Genomic DNA, 17,988 nt, shown 5'->3' with positions numbered 1-17,988 from the left:
TAAAGAAACAGGTGCCGCCTGGTATCAATAGCCGGATACCCTCAGTGTACCGGGGCCAACCCCCCGTGCACTGGGGGTATTGTATCCCTGGTCCACACCCGGCGGCGCCAAGAGGAGTTACCATATGAAACGTTGCGTACCGTTAGAACCGGCAGCGGAAGCTGTCTGCGAGGCCAATTCCAAACCGCCCCTTATATTTGAACTTCCCCCTGCCCAGGGAAGGATGGCATTAGAAACGGCCCAGGACAGTCCGGTGTACAAATATCCTGCCCAGGTAAGCCGGGTCAGTGTCAATACCGGAAGATGGGGGACGATACCGGTTTACCTGGTGAATCCGGGCAATACGCCGGCGTTGTCCAATGTGATTTTCTTCATCCACGGCGCCGGCTGGGTGTTCGGCAGCTATCATACCCATGAGAAGCTGGTGCGGGAGCTGGCGTCCAGGACCGGTTCCCTGCTTATCTTCCCGGAATACAGCCGTTCCCCGGAGGCACGTTACCCTGTGGCCATTGAACAGTGCTACAGCGTGCTGTGCATGGTGCCGGAACTGGTCCGGTCCATGGGCTTTACCGCCAATCCGGGAACGCTGACCGTGGCCGGGGACAGCGTGGGAGGCAATATGGCCACGGTGATGACAATCATGGCAAAGTACAGGAAAGGGCCGGCCATCCAGAAGCAGCTGCTGTATTATCCTGTGGCCAATGCCTGCTTTGACACATGTACCTACCATGAGTTTGCGGAAGGATATTATCTGTACCGGGCCGGGATGGAGTGGTTCTGGAATCAGTATACCATGTGCCAGAAGGACAGGAACCAGATAACAGCATCCCCGCTCAGGGCTGTAAGGGACCAGTTAAAGGGGCTGCCTCCTGCCATGATCCTCAATGGGGAAGCCGATGTGCTCCGGGATGAAGGCGAGGCCTATGCCAGGCGCCTGAGGGAAGCCGGGGTGGATGTGACCGCCATCCGCTTCCAGGCCATCATCCATGATTTTGTCATGCTCAATTCCCTGGACCAGACCAGGGCGTGCAGGGCTGCGATGGATGTTTCCACGGAGTGGATAAACCGGAAAAACAGATAACAGCGGCCCCGGTTTTTCAGGTAAAAAGGAAACATCTTGAAATTAACCTGCTTATATTCTATACTAAGTAACAACAAACAATCGGACCGTACATACCCTGGCAGCAGGAAAATGGGATGTACGGGACTGAATTGCATAAGAGGGGCGGGCAGGTTATGATAAAGGTATTTCTTGTGGAAGATGAGGTTGTCATGCGCAATGGCATCAAGAACAACATTCCGTGGGAAAAGGAGGGCCTCATGTTCGCAGGTGAGGCAAGCGACGGGGAACTGGCGTATCCCATGATAAAGAAAGCGCAGCCGGATATCCTGATTACGGATATCCGCATGCCGTTCATGGACGGACTGGAGCTTTCAGAGCTGGTGAAAAAGGAATTCCCCAAAATCAAGATCATCATCCTCAGCGGTTATAATGAGTTTGACTATGCAAAACAGGCCATCCACATCGGGGTCACGGATTACCTCTTAAAGCCCATTACCGCGTCCAAACTGCTGGAGGCAGTGAAAAAGGTGGCGGATGTGATTGAGAAAGAGAGGGAAGAGGAGGGGATGCTGGAGCGCTACCGCCTGGAGATGGCGGAGAACACGGTGCTGGAGCGCCAGCGCCTGTTCAAGGATCTGGTGACCAGCCGCATCAACTTTAAGGAGGCCTTTGAACGGGGGGAGGAGCTGGGCCTGGAGCTGTCGGCCTCCTTTTACCAGCTCATGCTTTTTAAGCTGGTTCCTTCCGGCCCTTCCAGCATATGGTCCGACATGGTGGTTTCCTGCCAGGAGGCCATTGAGGAACATATGGAGGGAAGGTCCCACATCCTTGTATTTGACCGGGGGGACGAGGGCTGGGCCTTTATCCTGACCGGGGAGTCCGAGCAGGAGGTGGGGCGCAGGATGAAGGAATGCGCGGTCCGTCTGGGGGAACTGGTGCATACATACAGGGACATACAGTATTTTGGCAGTATCGGGAGCTGTGTCAACCGGCTGGGGGATCTCCAGCAGTCCTACCAGCAGGCCAGCCAGGCATTTGCCTGCCGCTTTTTCTCGGAAATGAACCAGGTGGTGGATTACAATCAGATGGAGCAGATGTTTTCCGCCACAGGGGAACCCATTGATATCCATTCGGTGGACGGCTCCAAAGTAAACCGGAAAACCCTGGAGAATTTCCTGAAACAGGGGACATCAGAGGAAGCCAGGGGCTTTGTGGAGGAATATTTCCAGAATGTGGGTGAGAAGAATTACCAGTCCTTCATGTTCCGCCAGTATATCATCATGGACTGCTATCTGTGTGCGCGCACCTTCCTGGAGGAACTGGGAATGGATATGTTAAAGCTTCCCGAGGGAGTGGCTGACATGGATATGGTGCTGAAGGAAAGCCACTCCATTACGGCCTTAAAGGAGAGCCTGATCCGTCTGTTTGAGGGGACCATGCTCCTTCGGGACAGCCAGACAGCCAGCAAATACAGTCAGGTGCTGGAGGAGGCCAGGGCGTTCATCCGTGAGAACTATGCCAAGGAGGAGATTTCCCTTAACACGGTGGCTGCCAGGGTGAACATCAGTCCCAGCTATTTCAGCTCCATATTCAGCCAGGAGATGGGCGTGACCTTTGTGGAATACCTGACCGGCGTCAGGATGGAGCGGGCCAAGGAACTGCTCATGTGCTCCAACATGAAAACCACTGAAATCGGCTATGAAGTCGGGTATAAGGATTCCCACTATTTCGGATATCTGTTTAAGAAGACAGTGGGATGCACGCCAAAAGAGTACCGGGCAGGAAGCAGGGAGCGCTTATGAGGGCGCCCGGACAGTTCCGGGAAAGGGAAAAACGGCTTTTAGACCGCCTTCCCCTGGAAAAAAGGCTGAACACCATGACATTCATCATCATCATCCCGCTGACCGTGCTGGTCATCTATCTTATGGCCACTGTGGTGAAGTTCTGCAATGCCTATAACCAGAGCATTGTCAACATCACGGATGTGAACAACAGCATGGCGTATTTCCGGGAAGACCTGGACTACACCATGTACCGGATTGCAATCGGCACCATGACCTACCAGGATATCCATGATATGCCTGAGGAGGACAGGCCATACGGATGGGAACAGATAAAGGATCCCCATGAGATGATTAATTCCACCAGGAAGGTGTACCGCCAGCTCTTAAAGCGGACCACGGATGATGGGAACCGGCGCAGGATTACCTGGATCATCCACTGCCTGGACCAGCTGGAGGACAGGGTCAATGAGATAGAGGACAACCTTCCCTACGGCGGCTATGACAAGAACATGCAGCTTCTGGACATGGGAGTCTATATGCTGACAGAGGATATCGCGGAACAGAGCCAGGAATACATCTACTATGAGACGCTTCATGTGCAGGAGATCCAGCGGCAGCTGGAACGCCAGGAACGCACGGCCATGGTGGTAAGCCTGAGCCTCCTGGGGATGATCCTGGGCCTGGGCCTGATCCTCAGCCGCAGGATAACAAAGAGCGTCACGGAGCCAATCCAGAAATTATGCAATGAGACAGAACGGGTGGCGCGGGGGGACTTTACCTCGGGGCCGAAGATTGAATCAGGGGATGAACTGGCTATCCTCACCGGAAGCTTTGACCATATGAAAGGGGAAATCGGCCGTCTGATTGAGGATATACGCCAGGAGCAGAACCAGCGCAGGGTCATGGAGCTGCAGCTTTTGCAGGAGCAGATCAATCCGCATTTCCTCTACAACACCCTGGACACCATTGTATGGCTGGCAGAGGGAGGGCAGAACCGGGAGGTGGTGGACATGGTTACCTCCCTGTCCGAATTCTTCAGGACCACCTTAAGCGGGGGCAAGGATTTCATAACCATCAAGGAGGAGATGGGCCATATTGAGAGCTACCTGCAGATTCAGAAAATCCGCTACCAGGATATCCTGGATTATGAAGTGACGCTGGATGAATCCCTGGAAGAGTACCGCATACTCAAGCTTACCCTGCAGCCTCTTGTGGAAAATGCCCTCTACCACGGCATTAAGAACAAACGGGGCAGGGGGCATATCTGGGTCCGGGGATATGCCAGGGACGACATGGCTGTCTTCGAGATCCGGGACGATGGGGCCGGGATGACGCAGGAGGAAATGGAGGCGGTGCAGCGCAAGCTTAAGGGCGGGGACCGGCCTTCGGACAGGAACGGGTCAGCCTCCAAGGGCGGGTTCGGGCTGTTCAATGTGGCGGAACGGCTGAGGCTTAACTATGGAGGGCGGTGCAGCCTGGAATTCCACAGCGTCCAGGGAGAGGGGACCACTGCGCTGGTATGCATCCCTCTGGACATGGAATATGAGGCTGTTTAAAAAATTCCCCCTTTTTTCGTAAAAAAACACCCGGAAGTATGAACAAACTGTGAAAATTCGAAAAATCGTGTACAAAACAACGGAGAAATTCCGTTGTTTTTGTTATTTACAACTGGTATCATATAACCATCAACAAGGGGAAACAAAACATCAAATCTAAGGAGGTTTACGTATTATGAGGAAGAAAACATTAAGTGTTGTATTAGGTGCAGCAATGGCAGCGTCCCTGCTTTCAGGGTGCGGCGGAGGAAGCAAACCAGCTGACGCAACAACAGCGGCTCCCGCAGCAGAGACAACCGCAGCTCCTGCAGCTGACACAACAGCGGCTCCTGAGGCTGACACAGAGGCTCCCGCAGCTGAGGCGGCATCTTCAGATGACCTGATCGTGGTTGGATATGCCCAGGTCGGAGCTGAGTCTGACTGGAGGACAGCAAACACAGAGTCCTTTAAATCCACATTTACGGAAGCAAACGGATATAAGCTGATTTTCGATGATGCACAGCAGAAACAGGAGAATCAGATCAAGGCCATCAGAAGCTTCATCCAGCAGGATGTTGATTACATCGTAGTAGCGCCTGTGGTTGAGACCGGATGGGAAGCAGTCCTTCAGGAAGCACAGGAAGCTGGGATCCCGGTCATCCTGTCCGACCGTATGATGGATGTGGATGAAAGTTTATATGAGTGCTGGGTTGGCGGCAACTTCATCAAGGAAGGTGAGGACGCAGGCAACTGGCTGGCTAAGTACTTAGAGGACCAGGGCAGGGGCGATGAGGAAATCAATATCGTAACCCTTCAGGGAACCATCGGCGCATCCGCACAGGTTGGCCGTACGGACGGTTTTGCAAACATCCTTGCACAGCACAGCAACTGGAAGATGTTAGATAAGCAGACCGGTGAGTTCACACAGGCCAAGGGCCAGGAAGTCATGGAATCCTTCTTAAAATCCTATGATGATATCGATGTGGTAGTGGCTGAGAACGATAACATGGCATTCGGCGCAATTGATGCAATCAAGGCAGCAGGCAAGACCTGCGGACCTGATGGTGACATCATCATCTTCTCCTTCGACGCGGTTAAGGCGGCATTTGACGCAATGATAGCAGGCGACTTAAACGCAGCATTTGAGTGTAACCCACTTCACGGACCACGTGTGGATGAAATCATCAAGAAGCTGGAAAAAGGCGAGACGGTTGAGAAAATCCAGTATGTAGACGAGGCTTACTTCGATACATCCATGGATCTGGAAGCCATCAAGGCTGAGCGTGCTTATTAATAGCCATTAGAGGAAAGGCGGTGGGGAGAGTCGTTTCACGGCTCTCCCCCTTTTAGGGCCTGGCGGCCAGGCAGACAGCAAAAACGTGCCCTGTGGATGGGGCGGAAAACGGTAGAAAGGCGGAAATCGCATGGAGCAGAACGTTGTTTTGGAAATGCGGGGGATTAATAAGAATTTCCCCGGTGTAAAGGCACTGCAGAATGTGGATTTTACTTTGAGGAAAGGCGAAATTCACGCCCTTATGGGTGAAAATGGTGCCGGGAAGTCTACGCTGATAAAGGTGCTGACCGGTGTGGAGGAATTTGAGACCGGCACAATCCGAATTGATGGTTCGTCCAGCACAATCATCAACCGGTCGCCCCAGGAAGCGCAGGAAAATGGAATCAGCACAGTGTACCAGGAGGTCAATCTCTGTCCCAACCTGTCCGTGGCAGAGAACCTCTATATCGGCAGGGAGCCAAAACTTGGGCCTATGATTGACTGGAAGGCCATGAAGAGGAATGCACAGGAACTGCTTAAGAGCCTGGACATCTACATTGATGTGACGGCGGCAGTGGAGAATTACTCCATCGCCATCCAGCAGATGATAGCCATTGCCCGGGCAGTGGATATGTCGGCCAAGGTATTGATACTGGATGAGCCAACCTCTTCCCTGGATGACGGTGAGGTGGAGAAATTATTTGTGCTGATGCGCCAGCTGCGGGATAAGGGGATTGGAATCATTTTCGTGACACATTTCCTGGAACAGGTGTATGCGGTCTGCGACAGGATAACGGTCCTCAGGAACGGAACCCTGGTGGGTGAGTTTAAGACAGAGGAACTGCCCAGGGTACAGCTGGTGGCCAGGATGATGGGTAAGGATTTTGATGACCTGGCAGCCATTAAGAAGGAAGGCGTTTCCACGGTAAAGGAGGATGTGATCATCCGCGCCAAGGGGCTGGGACATAAGGGGACCATCAAGCCCTTTGACCTGGATATCCATAAAGGCGAGGTCATCGGGCTTACAGGACTTCTGGGCTCAGGCCGTTCCGAGCTGGTCAGGGTCATCTACGGAGCGGATAAGCCTGACAGCGGGGAGCTGACCGTGAAGGGGAAGAAGTTAAAGGCCAGCACACCCATCGATGCAATGATGCAGGGAATGGCATACCTGCCCGAGAACCGCAAGGAGGAAGGCATCATCGCCGACCTGTCCGTGCGTGAGAATATCATCATTGCCCTTCAGGCCAAACAGGGCATGTTCAAGCTGATGTCCAAAAAGGAACAGGAAGAATTTACGGATAAATACATTGATATCCTCCAGATCAAGACGGCTGACAGGGAGACACCCATCAAGCAGCTGTCAGGCGGCAACCAGCAGAAGGTAATCCTGGGAAGATGGCTTCTGACCCAGCCGGATTTCCTTATACTGGATGAGCCGACCAGGGGTATTGACATCGGAACCAAGACAGAGATACAGAAGCTGGTACTTAAGCTGGCTGAAGATGGGATGAGCGTGGTGTTCATTTCCTCAGAGATTGAGGAAATGCTCCGCACCTGCAGCCGTATGGCGGTCCTGCGTGACGGCGAGAAGGTAGGGGAGCTGGCAGAGGGCGAGCTGAGCCAGGATTCCATCATGAAGGCAATTGCAGGAGGAGGGGAAGAATAATGGAAAAAGTGAAGAAGATAACAGGATACCGGCTTTTTCTCCCGCTGTCCTGTCTGCTCATCGTACTGCTGATCAACCTGATAACCACGCCTACATTTTTCAAGATATCCATTACCAATGGAGTCCTCTACGGCTACATCATCGATGTCATCAACCGTGCCAGCGAGCTGGTAGTGCTGGCTGTGGGCATGACCCTGGTGGTGTCCGCCTCGGCTGGTACGGATATTTCCGTGGGCGCCGTGATGGCGGTGGCTGCTTCTGTGTGCACCCGCATCCTTGCGGCAGGGGAGGTGTCGGTCAATGAATATGCCAACCCTTATATCCTGGCGGTCCTGGGAGGCCTGGCCGTGGCGGTTGTGTGCGGCTGCTTTAACGGTTTCCTGGTGGCGAAGCTGAAGATACAGCCCATGGTGGCGACCCTGATCCTGTTCACGGCAGGGCGCGGCATCTCACAGCTGGTCACCAACGGACAGATTACATATATCCGTGTGGACGCATATAAGCTTCTGGGCAACAATATTCCGGGAATCCCCATCCCAACCCCGATTTTCGTGGCTGTGATCGTGGTGGCCCTGACCTATGTGCTTCTCAAGAAGACGGCCCTTGGCATGTATATACAGGCAGTGGGCATCAATGAACGGGCCTCACGGCTGGTGGGACTTAAATCCACCAAGATCATCTGGCTGGCCTATGCGTTCTGCGGCCTGTGCGCAGGCATTGCAGGACTGGTGGCATCCTCCCGTATCTATTCCGCGGACGCCAATAACATCGGCCTTAACATGGAACTGGACGCCATTGCGGCGGTTGCCCTGGGCGGAAATTCACTGGGAGGCGGAAAGTTCTCTCTGCTGGGTTCCGTCATCGGCGCCTATACCATCCAGGCCCTGACCACCACCCTGTACGCCATGAGCGTGCCTTCCGACCAGATTCCCGTGTATAAGGCAATCGTGGTCATCCTGATCGTGGCGGTACAGTCTGAGGAACTTAGGAAACTGAAAAAGCGCATGACTGCAAAACATACATCCAAGACAGTGGAAGGAGGAGCGGCATAATGAAAAACAGCAATAAGAAAAAACTGGACGGCAACTCCTTCCTGCTGGTCGTGACTATCGTACTGTTCTTTGCAATGTACATTGTGGGTATCATCATGTTCGGTGACCGCGGATTTGCAAAGGTACAGAATTTCCTGAACCTGTTCATCTCCAATGCCGGACTGATTGTGGTGGCTACCGGCATGACCATTGTCATGATTACGGGCGGCATTGATATTTCCGTTGGCTCCGTGGTGGCCCTCATATGCATGATGCTGGCATGGATGATGGAAAAGGCGGGAATCGGCGCGGTTCCGGCAATCATCATCGTGCTCATAACAGGCTGTGTGTTCGGCCTGGTGCAGGGCTTTTTGGTGGCGTACCTGAAAATCCAGCCCTTTATCGTGACCCTGGCAGGCATGTTCTTTGCAAGAGGCATGACCTCCATCATCAGCCAGGAGATGATAAGCATTAACAACGAAACGTTTAAATCCATTGCAACCTTTAAGATGTACCTGCCCTTTGGGGGATACCTGAACAAGAAGGGAATCATGATATACCCTTATATCTATCCCAGTGTCATCATTGCCCTTGTGGTGCTCCTGCTGATTTTCGTGGTGCTGAAATATACGAAATTCGGACGCTCCATCTACGCCATCGGCGGAAATGAACAGTCAGCCCTGCTTCTGGGCCTGAATGTCAGGAAAATCAAGCTTCAGGCTTACATACTGGATGGCTTCCTGGCCGGACTTGGGGGACTCCTGTTCTGCATGAATACCTGTTCCGGTTTCGTGGAGCAGGCCAAGGGATTTGAGATGGATGCCATTGCATCATCTGTAATCGGCGGGACCCTTCTTACAGGCGGTGTGGGAAATGTAATCGGCAGCCTGTTCGGAGTGCTGATTAAAGGTACCATTGAATCATTTATCACCTTCCAGGGGACGCTGTCTTCCTGGTGGGTAAGGATTACCATTGCGGCGCTGCTTTGTTTCTTTATTGTGCTGCAGAGTTTGATTGCGGCGTTTAAGAGGAAGAGTAAGTAAGGGATGGGTGTGCGGAGGCTGCGTCCGCGGAGGTGGGCGTGCAGAGGGCGGGAATGAATTTTCAGACATGCCCTAAGACCCTGACAGGCGGAAAGACGGGGGACCGGTGCTATTCGCTGAGAAATCCTGATGGACTTTCTCAGCTCAGAGCACCTTGGATTCTTGCTTTGATGCAGGAATCCACCCCCGTCTTTCCGCCTGCCAGAATCTAAGAAGCTGCGGCCTCCTCCACAATGCGCCCAAACCGCCGCCCGCCCTGGCGTCCTCCGCGGACTGGGGACTTCCGGCCGGGATATGGGCCAAATGGCCAGGAAGGCAGGTCAATTGTTTCAATGGTGGTTAGAGGCGTAGGATTCCGATGCCTACCAGGCCCGGACCGGTGTGGACGGCCATGGAGGGGACGATGGATTTCTCCATGATGAGATGTCCACTTGGAATGCCTGAAATCAGCCTGGGACGCAGGGCATTGGCAGCTTCCTGGCCCTGGCCGTTTAACAGTGCGGTCAGGCATGGACCGCTGCCGGCAAATGCCCGGGCTTCTTCCAACAGCCTGGACTGCCCATGTCTTGCCCCGCGTATCTTGGCAACCGTGTAATAAACGCCGTCATCATCACAGGAGATGATGGGCTTGATGTTTAACATACTGCCTACCACGGAGGTGACCAGGCCGATTCGGCCGCCCTTGCGCAGGTAGGTCAGTGTATCCATGTAATAGAATACTTTGGAATCCTTGACTTTCTCAGGAAGTATTTCCGTCAGTTCATCAAAGGTTTTTCCTTTTTCTAATTCCATGGCAGCCCAGACAGCCAGGACTCCGGCGCCAAAGGATATGTTCCGGGTGTCCAGGACAAAGGTGGTCAGGTCCTTTTCCTGCTCCAGGACGCAGCATACCGTGTTGTAGGTTCCGCTTAAACCGCTGGATATGCAGAAAGCCAGGACATGGGTGTACCCTTCTGCTTTGATTTCTTCTGCCATGCTCTGTACTTCCTGGGGGCTGGGGGTGGATGTGATGGGAATCTCACGGGGGAAACGCTGATAAACGGTTTCAGCCGTGATGTTCATGTCGTCAACATAATCCCCTTCCGGGTAAATGACATGAAGGCGCATCACCTTCATGTGGTATCTCTGAAGCAGCTCTTCTGATACATCGCAGCCAGAGTCAATTAATATTGCAGTCTTCATACAACACCTCCGTATGTAGTATTTAAAACTATATATTAAAGTATCTCATAATATATGGCCTGTGTCAAGGTGAAAGGTGATAGGAGTGTAATTTATAAGCAAAGTTGTACGTACAAATTTTGGGAGATTAAAAAAGTTATCAATACTTATTGACAATGATGAATGAAAAATGTATAGTAGGAGTATAGAGGATTTATTGGGGAAATGAACGGAATTGATTGGGGAATTTCTGGTAGAATCAGTGAAAAGTACTGATGAGTGCATGGGCTGGGTGATAAGATTCGTTGGATGTTGTGAGATGGCAAAAAATAAATGGATTGTTAGCATGAAACAAGTTGTACGTACAGAAGTGCTGGTGGTGTAGGCCTGGTGGTATGAGACTTGGTGATGTGGTTGGTGGTTGGTAGTCGATGGTCGAAAACTGAGGACTGACGATTGATGGCTGACACATGAGAATCACGCCCTAAGACTCGGGAATCAGGATTAGATGGATGCAGGCGTGACCGGGGGATGGATAAGGAAAAGGAACAGGGATGCTTATGGGGATACAGGAGCCTAAGTATAAGGCAGTTTATAACTGGATTGTTGATAATATCAACAGCGGGGAGCTGAAGGCGGGAGACAGGCTTCCCTCGGAGAATGAGCTTAGTGCGCGGTTTGGGCTGAGCCGTCAGACAATCCGCCATGCCATTGACCTTTTAGGACAGCAGAAGCTGGTGACCAGGGTCAGGGGCAGCGGGACCTATGTGGGCGGGGAAGTCAGGCAGGGACGCCGGGAGCGGTATATGAATATTGCTGTCATCAGTACGTATGTGGACAGCTACGTGTTCCCCACCGTGTTAAGGGAGATTGAGAGCGTGCTGTCCGGGAAGGGATATACGACCCAGATTGCATTTACAGGCAACCGGGTTGGCAGGGAGCAGGAGATATTAAGTAACCTGATTGATAAGGATATCATTGACGGGCTGATTGTGGAACCGGCCAAGAGCGCCCTGCCCAATCCCAACCTGCATTATTACAGGGAACTGATGAAGCGGCAGATACCTGTCCTTTTCTTTAACAGCAATTATCCGGAACTGGGGCTGCCCTATGTGGCCATGGATGATGTCCGGGTGGGAAGGAAGGCTGTGGAATATCTGGTGAAGGCCGGACACAGGCGGATTGGAGGCATTTTCAAGTGTGATGACGGCCAGGGACTCCTTCGGTATAAAGGGTTCATGCAGGGGATGCAGGAAGCCGGACTGAGGGCAAAGGACCGCAATGTGGTATGGATTGATTCAGAGGATCTGGTGGATATGGAATATTGGTCGGACTATCTGTTTAGCAGGATAGGGGACTGTACGGCCCTTGTGTGCTATAACGATGAGGTGGCGTATATATTTTCCGGAATCTGCGAAAGACGGGGAATCCGTATACCGGACCAGTTATCGCTGGTTGGCATTGATAATTCCGAGCTTTCCACACTGGCCGATGTGCAGATTACATCCCTTCCCTATCCTATGGAGGAACTGGGCAGGAAGGCGGCGGAGAATATTGTGAAGATGATTGAGAATCCGTGTTTTGACGGGAATTACCTGTTTGATTCAGATGTGGTGGAACGGGCTTCCGTGAAGATACTTGGCAGTGGCAGCTAAAAGGAGGCGGCTTATGGAGAAAGGGAAGGACAGGGGAGGCGCAAAACCTCTTCAGGCAACGGTGGTCATACGCCTGATTGCAGGAGGGTATCTGGTGTATCTGGCCCATGATTTATTTAAGATTTATCTTAATCCCGTGGAGGGCGGGAAGATTTACCAGCTGGGATGTGCTGCGTTTTTCTTTGCAGTGGGGGCCGGACTGGCTGTCTGGTCTGGAATGAAGCTTATAAAAGGTGATTATGTGAAAAACGGTGAACGTGCTGATGGAGGGGAAACGCAGACGGACGAAGAATCGGCTGAGGATGCGGGAGCGGCTGATGGGACAAAAGAAGCTGCGGAGGAAACGCCTGAGGCAGATGACACCGAAAAAATAATAAATATTCAGGAGGACGATGGAAATGATAGGAGTTAAAAGTTATAAGTTCTGGTTCTGTACCGGTTCACAGGATCTGTATGGGGATGAATGCCTGGCGCATGTGGCGGAGCATTCCAGGATTATTGTAGACAACCTGAACCAGTCGGGTATCCTGCCCTATGAGGTGGTGTGGAAACCAACCCTGATTACCAATGAACTGATCCGCAGGACCTTTAATGAAGCTAATTCTGATGAGGAGTGCGCGGGCGTCATCACATGGATGCATACATTTTCACCGGCCAAGTCATGGATCCTGGGACTTCAGGAGTTTCGGAAGCCTCTGATGCATTTCCATACACAGTTCAACCAGGAGATTCCCTATGACACCATTGACATGGATTTCATGAATGAGAACCAGTCCGCGCATGGGGACAGGGAATACGGACATATGGTTACCCGCATGGGTATTGAGCGCAAGGTCATTGTGGGACACTGGAGCGATGAGAAGGTGCAGGGACGCATTGCCGGGTGGATGCGCACCGCGGTGGGCATCATGGAGAGCAGTCATGTAAGGGTGGCAAGATTTGCCGATAACATGAGGAATGTTGCTGTTACCGAGGGCGATAAGGTTGAGGCCCAGATGAAGTTTGGCTGGGAAGTGGATGCATATCCTGTGAATGAGCTGTGCGAATATGTGAAGGCAGTTCCAAAGGGGGATATCACGGCCCTGTTGGATGAGTATTACAGTAAGTACACCATCCTGTTAGAGGGAAGGGACCCCGAGGAATTTAAGCGCCATGTGGCTGTCCAGGCCCAGATTGAGGCTGGCCTTGAGAAGTTCCTTGTTGAGAAGGATTATCATGCGATTGTCACACATTTCGGCGATTTAGGCGAGCTGCAGCAGCTTCCCGGCCTGGCAATCCAGAGACTGATGGAAAAGGGTTACGGATTCGGCGGGGAAGGCGACTGGAAGACGGCTGCCATGGTAAGGCTGATGAAGATCATGGCCCAGGGAGTGAAGGATGCCAAGGGCACATCCTTTATGGAGGATTATACATATAACCTGGTTCCGGGTAAGGAGGGCATCCTGGAAGCGCACATGCTGGAGGTCTGCCCGTCCATTGCCGACGGGGATATCAGCATCAAGGTGAACCCGCTGTCCATGGGTGACAGGGAAGACCCTGCAAGACTGGTGTTCACTTCCAAGACGGGTCACGGAATCGCCACCTCGCTGGTGGATCTGGGAACCAGGTTCCGCCTGATCATCAATGATGTGGAATGCAGGAAGACGGAAAAGGCAATGCCTAAGCTTCCGGTTGCAACCGCATTCTGGACACCGGAGCCAAGCCTGGCAACCGGGGCAGAAGCCTGGATCCTGGCAGGAGGCGCCCACCATACGGCATTCTCCTATGACCTGACGGCGGAGCAGATGGGCGACTGGGCAGATTCCATGGGCATTGAGGTTGTGTATATTGACAAGGATACAACCATCCGGGGCCTGAAAAATGAACTGCGCTGGAACGCAGCGGCTTACAGATAGGAAAACGCGGGTGAAGCCGCAGCCGGGATGACGGCTGCGGCTCCCGGTGTTTCAATGAAGGAGGGGTAATTCATGAGTTTAGATCATAATGCAGTTAAGGAAGGAATCGAAAAGGGAAATACATCGCTGGGAATCGAGCTGGGCTCCACCAGGATCAAGGCAGTGCTCATTGGGGAGGACCATACGCCCATTGCCTCTGGAAGCCATGACTGGGAAAACCGGTATGTGGACCACATCTGGACCTATACCCTGGAGGACATATGGAATGGAATCAGGGACTGTTATTCAAAGATGGCGGCTGATGTGAAGGAAAGGTACGGCGTGACCCTTACCACCATTGGTTCCATTGGATTTTCCGCCATGATGCACGGGTATATGGCCTTTGATAAGGATGGGAAGCTGCTGGTTCCCTTCCGCACATGGAGGAATACCATTACAGGGCCTGCCTCTGAGAAGCTGACCCAGGTTTTCCAGTACAATGTACCCCAGAGATGGAGCATTGCCCATCTGTACCAGGCTATCCTTAATAAGGAGGAACATGTAAAGGATATTGATTATCTCATTACACTGGAGGGGTATGTGCACTGGATGCTGACCGGGAAGCGGGTTCTTGGTATTGGCGATGTGGCAGGCATGTTCCCGGTGGACATCCATACAAAGGATTTTGACCAGAAGCGGATTGACCAGTTTGATGAACTGGTGGCAGGGGAGCATTTCCCATGGAAACTGAGGGACATTCTTCCAAAGGCCCTGGTGGCCGGACAGGATGCGGGCGTATTGACAGAGGAAGGCGCAAAGCTGCTTGATGTGTCCGGAAACCTGAAAGCCGGCATCCCCATGTGTCCGCCTGAGGGGGACGCGGGGACCGGGATGGCTGCCACCAACAGCGTTGCGGTGCGTACGGGCAATGTTTCCGCCGGTACAAGCGTGTTTGCCATGGTGGTGCTGGAAAAGGAGCTGGAGCATGTGTATCCTGAGATTGACCTGGTAACCACGCCGGCAGGCGATATGGTGGCCATGGTGCACTGCAACAACTGTACGTCCGACCTGAACGCCTGGGTAAACCTGTTCAGGGAGTTTGCACAGACAATGGGCATGAAGGTGGATATGGATGACCTGTTCGGGAAGCTTTACAACAAGGCGCTGGAAGGGGACGCGGACTGCGGCGGACTGCTGGCGTACAATTATTTCTCAGGAGAACACATCACCCACTTTGAGGAGGGACGCCCGCTGTTTGCGCGTATGCCTGACAGCAGGTTTAACCTTGCCAACTTCATGAGGGTGCACCTGTATACTTCCCTGGGCGCCCTTAAGACCGGCATGGATATCCTGTTAAAGAAGGAAAATGTGAAGGTGGATACCCTTCTGGGACACGGCGGCCTGTTTAAGACAAAGGGCGTGGGACAGAGGATCCTGGCAGGCGCAATGAACGCCCCGGTGTCCGTCATGGAGACGGCCGGTGAAGGCGGCGCATGGGGAATCGCTCTGCTGGCATCCTATATGAAGAACCGGCAAGTGGGCGAGTCACTGGATGCATATCTGGCAGATAAGGTCTTTGGCGGTGATAAGGGCATCACGGTGGAACCTGTTAAGGAAGATGTGGAAGGATTTGAGGCATTCATGGAGCGGTATGCAGAGGGCCTTGCCGTTGAGCGGGCTGCTGTGGAGCATATGAGATAGGAAACAGGATAGAAGGGCTTCAAGGGCTGCGGGCGGCCGGGGTGACGGAAAACAATGTTTAGACGCGCCCTGAGATGCCGCCTGGATATGGATGATTGGATACGGTTGAAAATGACGGAGGAACAAAAATGTTAGAGGAACTGAAACAGATTGTATATGAGGCGAACATGGAATTGCCTAAGAGAGGGCTGATTACCTATACCTGGGGCAATGTCAGCGGCATTGACCGGGAAAAAGGCCTTTTTGTCATTAAGCCCAGCGGTGTGGATTATGATAAGCTGAAGGCATCGGATATGGTGGTAATGGATTTGGACGGCAATAAGGTGGAGGGGGATATGAACCCGTCCTCCGACACGCCGACCCATGTGGAGCTGTACAAGGCATTTAAGGAAATCGGGGGCATCGTGCACACCCATTCCCCTCATGCGGCTGCCTGGGCCCAGGCCGGAAGGGCGCTTCCCTGTTATGGCACCACCCATGCGGACTATTTTTATGGGGAAATCCCGTGCGCAAGGAACCTGACCGCCCAGGAGATTGAGGAAGGGTATGAGATGAATACGGGCAAGGTCATCATCGAGACCTTTGAGGGTAAGAATCCGGTGTATATCCCGGCCGTGCTGTGCAAGAACCATGGGCCGTTTACCTGGGGCAGGGATGCGGCTGAGGCAGTGCATAACGCGGTGGTCCTGGAGGAAGTGGCTAAGATGAACTTCATGACGGAAATGCTGAACCGCCAGGTGGAACCGGCGCCCCAGTGGCTGCAGGATAAGCATTTCATGCGTAAGCATGGACCGAATGCTTATTATGGACAGGGACATAAGTAGGGAATGGACTTTCAAACACGCCCGGGATTGTTGAGTGGCGCATCGCGGTGTGTACGCCGCGATGCGGATTTGGAAGTGCGGAATCGGAAGTGCGGATTCAGAAGTGCAGATTAGGTAGTGCGGATTAGATGATGCTGATATAGTGTGCACATGAGAAGAAGCGGATTGGATAATATGTATATGGAAAATGCAGGCAAGACAAACATGGATTTTTACCGCCGGGTAGGAATCGTGCTGAGGGCTGTTCCTGAGGGACGTGTGGTATCCTATGGGCAGGTTGCCCTTCTCTGTGGCAGGCCAAAGAATTCACGTCAGGTTGGGTATGCCCTGAGGAATGACCTCTCCGGACCGGTTCCTGCCCACCGGGTGGTTAACGGGCAGGGGTATCTGAGCGGTGCGGCCAGCTTCGATTATCCGGGACTGCAAAGACGCCTTCTGGAGGAAGAGGGCGTGAAGGTGTCCGGGGATAACAGGGTGGATTTAAAGGAGTTTGGCTGGAAGAATACCATGATGGAAGCAGAAATGCTTCTGAGGCAATTTGAAAGGGAGAAAATCTGAGACCAGAGTAGCGGTTATCCGTCACTCTGGTCTCAATCTGCATACTTCATTATATAGAGTTAATTTGGTCCGGCGGCTCCGGTCCGGCGCCGCAGATGGGATGTTTATTGTATGACGGCGTTGGAAAGGATGTAAAATTCTTCCTGGCTCGCCTGGTACTTTTTCTCCATCCCTTCAAATCCCTGGTCAAAGCGCTGGGCTTCTTCTTCATCGATTTTCATGGCAGGGCTGTCGCGGTAGAACCATTTCCTGCCGTCCAAAGCATTTGGCTTTAGTTCCTTTGCCATCATCGCTGCGGGATAAGTTCCGTTCTCAGCGCAGATGTTATACTTTTTACAGCTTTTAAAGCCACGTCCGACGTAATTACCGGGATTCCCGAATATTACAATCACATCGTAGCCGAGTTCAACGGCCTTTTTAAAGGAATGTTCCATTAATGATTTCCCATATCCCATCCTCTGGTATTCAGGTAGTATGGATACCGGGCCGAAGGTCAGGATTTCTTTTTCTTCTCCGGCCTCATCGGTCAGCCAGGATTTTGTATACATGATATTCCCTACGATTTGATGGTTGTCTTCGATTACAAAATCCAGTTCCGGGAGAAAGTCCTCGTGGGAACGCATGACATGCACAAGATAGTGCTCGGCGCACCCTGGGATGTATATGTTATAAAAAGCCTTTCTTGTGAGTTCCTCCACTGTCCTGTAGTCTGCTGCTTCTTCATTTCTGATTTTAATCATATAAATCTCCATTCCGCCGCCTTCGGATGGCGGCACAAATAGTTATGAAAGTCTTCCAACTCTCTACGCTGTGTTGTAAA

Annotated in this window: 15 protein-coding genes; 13 read left to right on the top strand and 2 right to left on the bottom strand. The window is 52.5% G+C overall.

Going from position 1 to position 17,988, the window contains the following annotated elements; genetic code table 11:
* Nucleotides 1-124: 124 nt before the first annotated feature.
* The 7 genes from LK536_RS52755 (at nucleotide 125) to LK536_RS52725 (ending at nucleotide 9,395) form a co-directional block, all read left to right on the top strand.
* Complete coding sequence (locus LK536_RS52755) at nucleotides 125-1,081, top strand: alpha/beta hydrolase (RefSeq protein ID WP_227796910.1); 957 nt, start codon at nucleotides 125-127, stop codon at nucleotides 1,079-1,081.
* A gap of 155 nt (nucleotides 1,082-1,236) precedes the next feature.
* Nucleotides 1,237-2,865 (top strand): response regulator, encoded by a 1,629-nt coding sequence (locus LK536_RS52750; protein WP_227796909.1) that lies wholly within the window; start codon nucleotides 1,237-1,239, stop codon nucleotides 2,863-2,865.
* A complete protein-coding gene (locus LK536_RS52745) occupies nucleotides 2,820-4,403 on the top strand; it encodes a sensor histidine kinase (RefSeq protein ID WP_040381482.1) in 1,584 nt (527 codons plus the stop codon). Before LK536_RS52750 ends, LK536_RS52745 begins: the two co-directional genes overlap by 46 nt.
* 175 nt (nucleotides 4,404-4,578) lie before the next feature.
* Entirely contained in the window at nucleotides 4,579-5,676 is a 1,098-nt protein-coding gene (locus tag LK536_RS52740; RefSeq protein WP_025482826.1) for an ABC transporter substrate-binding protein, read from the top strand.
* Nucleotides 5,677-5,806: 130 nt separating this feature from the next.
* Entirely contained in the window at nucleotides 5,807-7,321 is a 1,515-nt protein-coding gene (locus LK536_RS52735) for a sugar ABC transporter ATP-binding protein (RefSeq protein WP_008722414.1), read from the top strand.
* Nucleotides 7,321-8,373 carry an ABC transporter permease gene (locus tag LK536_RS52730; RefSeq protein ID WP_034576169.1) on the top strand — a complete coding sequence of 351 codons (1,053 nt, stop codon included), beginning with the start codon at nucleotides 7,321-7,323 and terminating at the stop codon, nucleotides 8,371-8,373. The genes LK536_RS52735 and LK536_RS52730 overlap by 1 nt, the downstream gene beginning before the upstream one ends.
* On the top strand, nucleotides 8,373-9,395 hold the full coding sequence (locus LK536_RS52725; RefSeq protein ID WP_227796908.1) for an ABC transporter permease subunit: 1,023 nt from the start codon (nucleotides 8,373-8,375) through the stop codon (nucleotides 9,393-9,395). The genes LK536_RS52730 and LK536_RS52725 overlap by 1 nt, the downstream gene beginning before the upstream one ends.
* A 339-nt stretch (nucleotides 9,396-9,734) precedes the next feature.
* Here the strand turns inward: LK536_RS52725 and LK536_RS52720 are convergent, their stop codons facing one another.
* A complete protein-coding gene (locus LK536_RS52720) occupies nucleotides 9,735-10,577 on the bottom strand; it encodes a DegV family protein (protein WP_227796907.1) in 843 nt (280 codons plus the stop codon).
* Between the two features lie 539 nt (nucleotides 10,578-11,116).
* On the opposite strand from LK536_RS52720, the gene LK536_RS52715 reads away from it, so the two are divergent.
* From LK536_RS52715 to LK536_RS52690, 6 genes are all read left to right on the top strand, one after another.
* Nucleotides 11,117-12,211 (top strand): GntR family transcriptional regulator, encoded by a 1,095-nt coding sequence (locus LK536_RS52715; RefSeq protein WP_227796906.1) that lies wholly within the window; start codon nucleotides 11,117-11,119, stop codon nucleotides 12,209-12,211.
* Nucleotides 12,212-12,224: 13 nt separating this feature from the next.
* On the top strand, nucleotides 12,225-12,623 hold the full coding sequence (locus LK536_RS52710; RefSeq protein ID WP_227796905.1) for a hypothetical protein: 399 nt from the start codon (nucleotides 12,225-12,227) through the stop codon (nucleotides 12,621-12,623).
* On the top strand, nucleotides 12,610-14,106 hold the full coding sequence (gene araA, locus LK536_RS52705) for an L-arabinose isomerase (RefSeq protein ID WP_008722420.1): 1,497 nt from the start codon (nucleotides 12,610-12,612) through the stop codon (nucleotides 14,104-14,106). The genes LK536_RS52710 and araA overlap by 14 nt, the downstream gene beginning before the upstream one ends.
* Nucleotides 14,107-14,178: 72 nt before the next feature.
* Nucleotides 14,179-15,786: a xylulokinase gene (locus LK536_RS52700; RefSeq protein WP_227796904.1), complete on the top strand. Its 1,608-nt coding sequence runs from the start codon at nucleotides 14,179-14,181 to the stop codon at nucleotides 15,784-15,786.
* 128 nt (nucleotides 15,787-15,914) lie between these two features.
* Nucleotides 15,915-16,610 carry an L-ribulose-5-phosphate 4-epimerase gene (locus LK536_RS52695; RefSeq protein ID WP_008722423.1) on the top strand — a complete coding sequence of 232 codons (696 nt, stop codon included), beginning with the start codon at nucleotides 15,915-15,917 and terminating at the stop codon, nucleotides 16,608-16,610.
* A 180-nt stretch (nucleotides 16,611-16,790) separates the two neighbouring features.
* Nucleotides 16,791-17,168: an MGMT family protein gene (locus tag LK536_RS52690; RefSeq protein WP_506092229.1), complete on the top strand. Its 378-nt coding sequence runs from the start codon at nucleotides 16,791-16,793 to the stop codon at nucleotides 17,166-17,168.
* 104 nt (nucleotides 17,169-17,272) lie between these two features.
* On the opposite strand, the gene LK536_RS52685 is transcribed toward LK536_RS52690, so the two are convergent.
* Complete coding sequence (locus tag LK536_RS52685; RefSeq protein ID WP_120056773.1) at nucleotides 17,273-17,908, bottom strand: GNAT family N-acetyltransferase; 636 nt, start codon at nucleotides 17,906-17,908, stop codon at nucleotides 17,273-17,275.
* Nucleotides 17,909-17,988 lie beyond the last annotated feature (80 nt).

Source organism: Clostridium pacaense, assembly GCF_020709765.2.
Classification (GTDB): Bacteria; Bacillota; Clostridia; order Lachnospirales; family Lachnospiraceae; genus Enterocloster; species Enterocloster hominis.
The sequence above is the reverse complement of the archived record's forward strand: the minus strand, read 5'-3'. Positions and strand labels throughout refer to the sequence as shown.

Bases quoted from the DNA above. Each gene is read 5' to 3' on its own strand.
- LK536_RS52755 (WP_227796910.1), top strand. From the start codon at position 125: ATGAAACGTTGCGTACCGTTAGAACCGGCAGCGGAAGCTGTCTGCGAG.
- LK536_RS52750 (WP_227796909.1), top strand. From the start codon at position 1,237: ATGATAAAGGTATTTCTTGTGGAAGATGAGGTTGTCATGCGCAATGGC.
- LK536_RS52745 (WP_040381482.1), top strand. From the start codon at position 2,820: ATGCACGCCAAAAGAGTACCGGGCAGGAAGCAGGGAGCGCTTATGAGG.
- LK536_RS52740 (WP_025482826.1), top strand. From the start codon at position 4,579: ATGAGGAAGAAAACATTAAGTGTTGTATTAGGTGCAGCAATGGCAGCG.
- LK536_RS52735 (WP_008722414.1), top strand. From the start codon at position 5,807: ATGGAGCAGAACGTTGTTTTGGAAATGCGGGGGATTAATAAGAATTTC.
- LK536_RS52730 (WP_034576169.1), top strand. From the start codon at position 7,321: ATGGAAAAAGTGAAGAAGATAACAGGATACCGGCTTTTTCTCCCGCTG.
- LK536_RS52725 (WP_227796908.1), top strand. From the start codon at position 8,373: ATGAAAAACAGCAATAAGAAAAAACTGGACGGCAACTCCTTCCTGCTG.
- LK536_RS52720 (WP_227796907.1), bottom strand. From the start codon at position 10,577: ATGAAGACTGCAATATTAATTGACTCTGGCTGCGATGTATCAGAAGAG.
- LK536_RS52715 (WP_227796906.1), top strand. From the start codon at position 11,117: ATGGGGATACAGGAGCCTAAGTATAAGGCAGTTTATAACTGGATTGTT.
- LK536_RS52710 (WP_227796905.1), top strand. From the start codon at position 12,225: ATGGAGAAAGGGAAGGACAGGGGAGGCGCAAAACCTCTTCAGGCAACG.
- araA (WP_008722420.1), top strand. From the start codon at position 12,610: ATGATAGGAGTTAAAAGTTATAAGTTCTGGTTCTGTACCGGTTCACAG.
- LK536_RS52700 (WP_227796904.1), top strand. From the start codon at position 14,179: ATGAGTTTAGATCATAATGCAGTTAAGGAAGGAATCGAAAAGGGAAAT.
- LK536_RS52695 (WP_008722423.1), top strand. From the start codon at position 15,915: ATGTTAGAGGAACTGAAACAGATTGTATATGAGGCGAACATGGAATTG.
- LK536_RS52690 (WP_506092229.1), top strand. From the start codon at position 16,791: ATGGAAAATGCAGGCAAGACAAACATGGATTTTTACCGCCGGGTAGGA.
- LK536_RS52685 (WP_120056773.1), bottom strand. From the start codon at position 17,908: ATGATTAAAATCAGAAATGAAGAAGCAGCAGACTACAGGACAGTGGAG.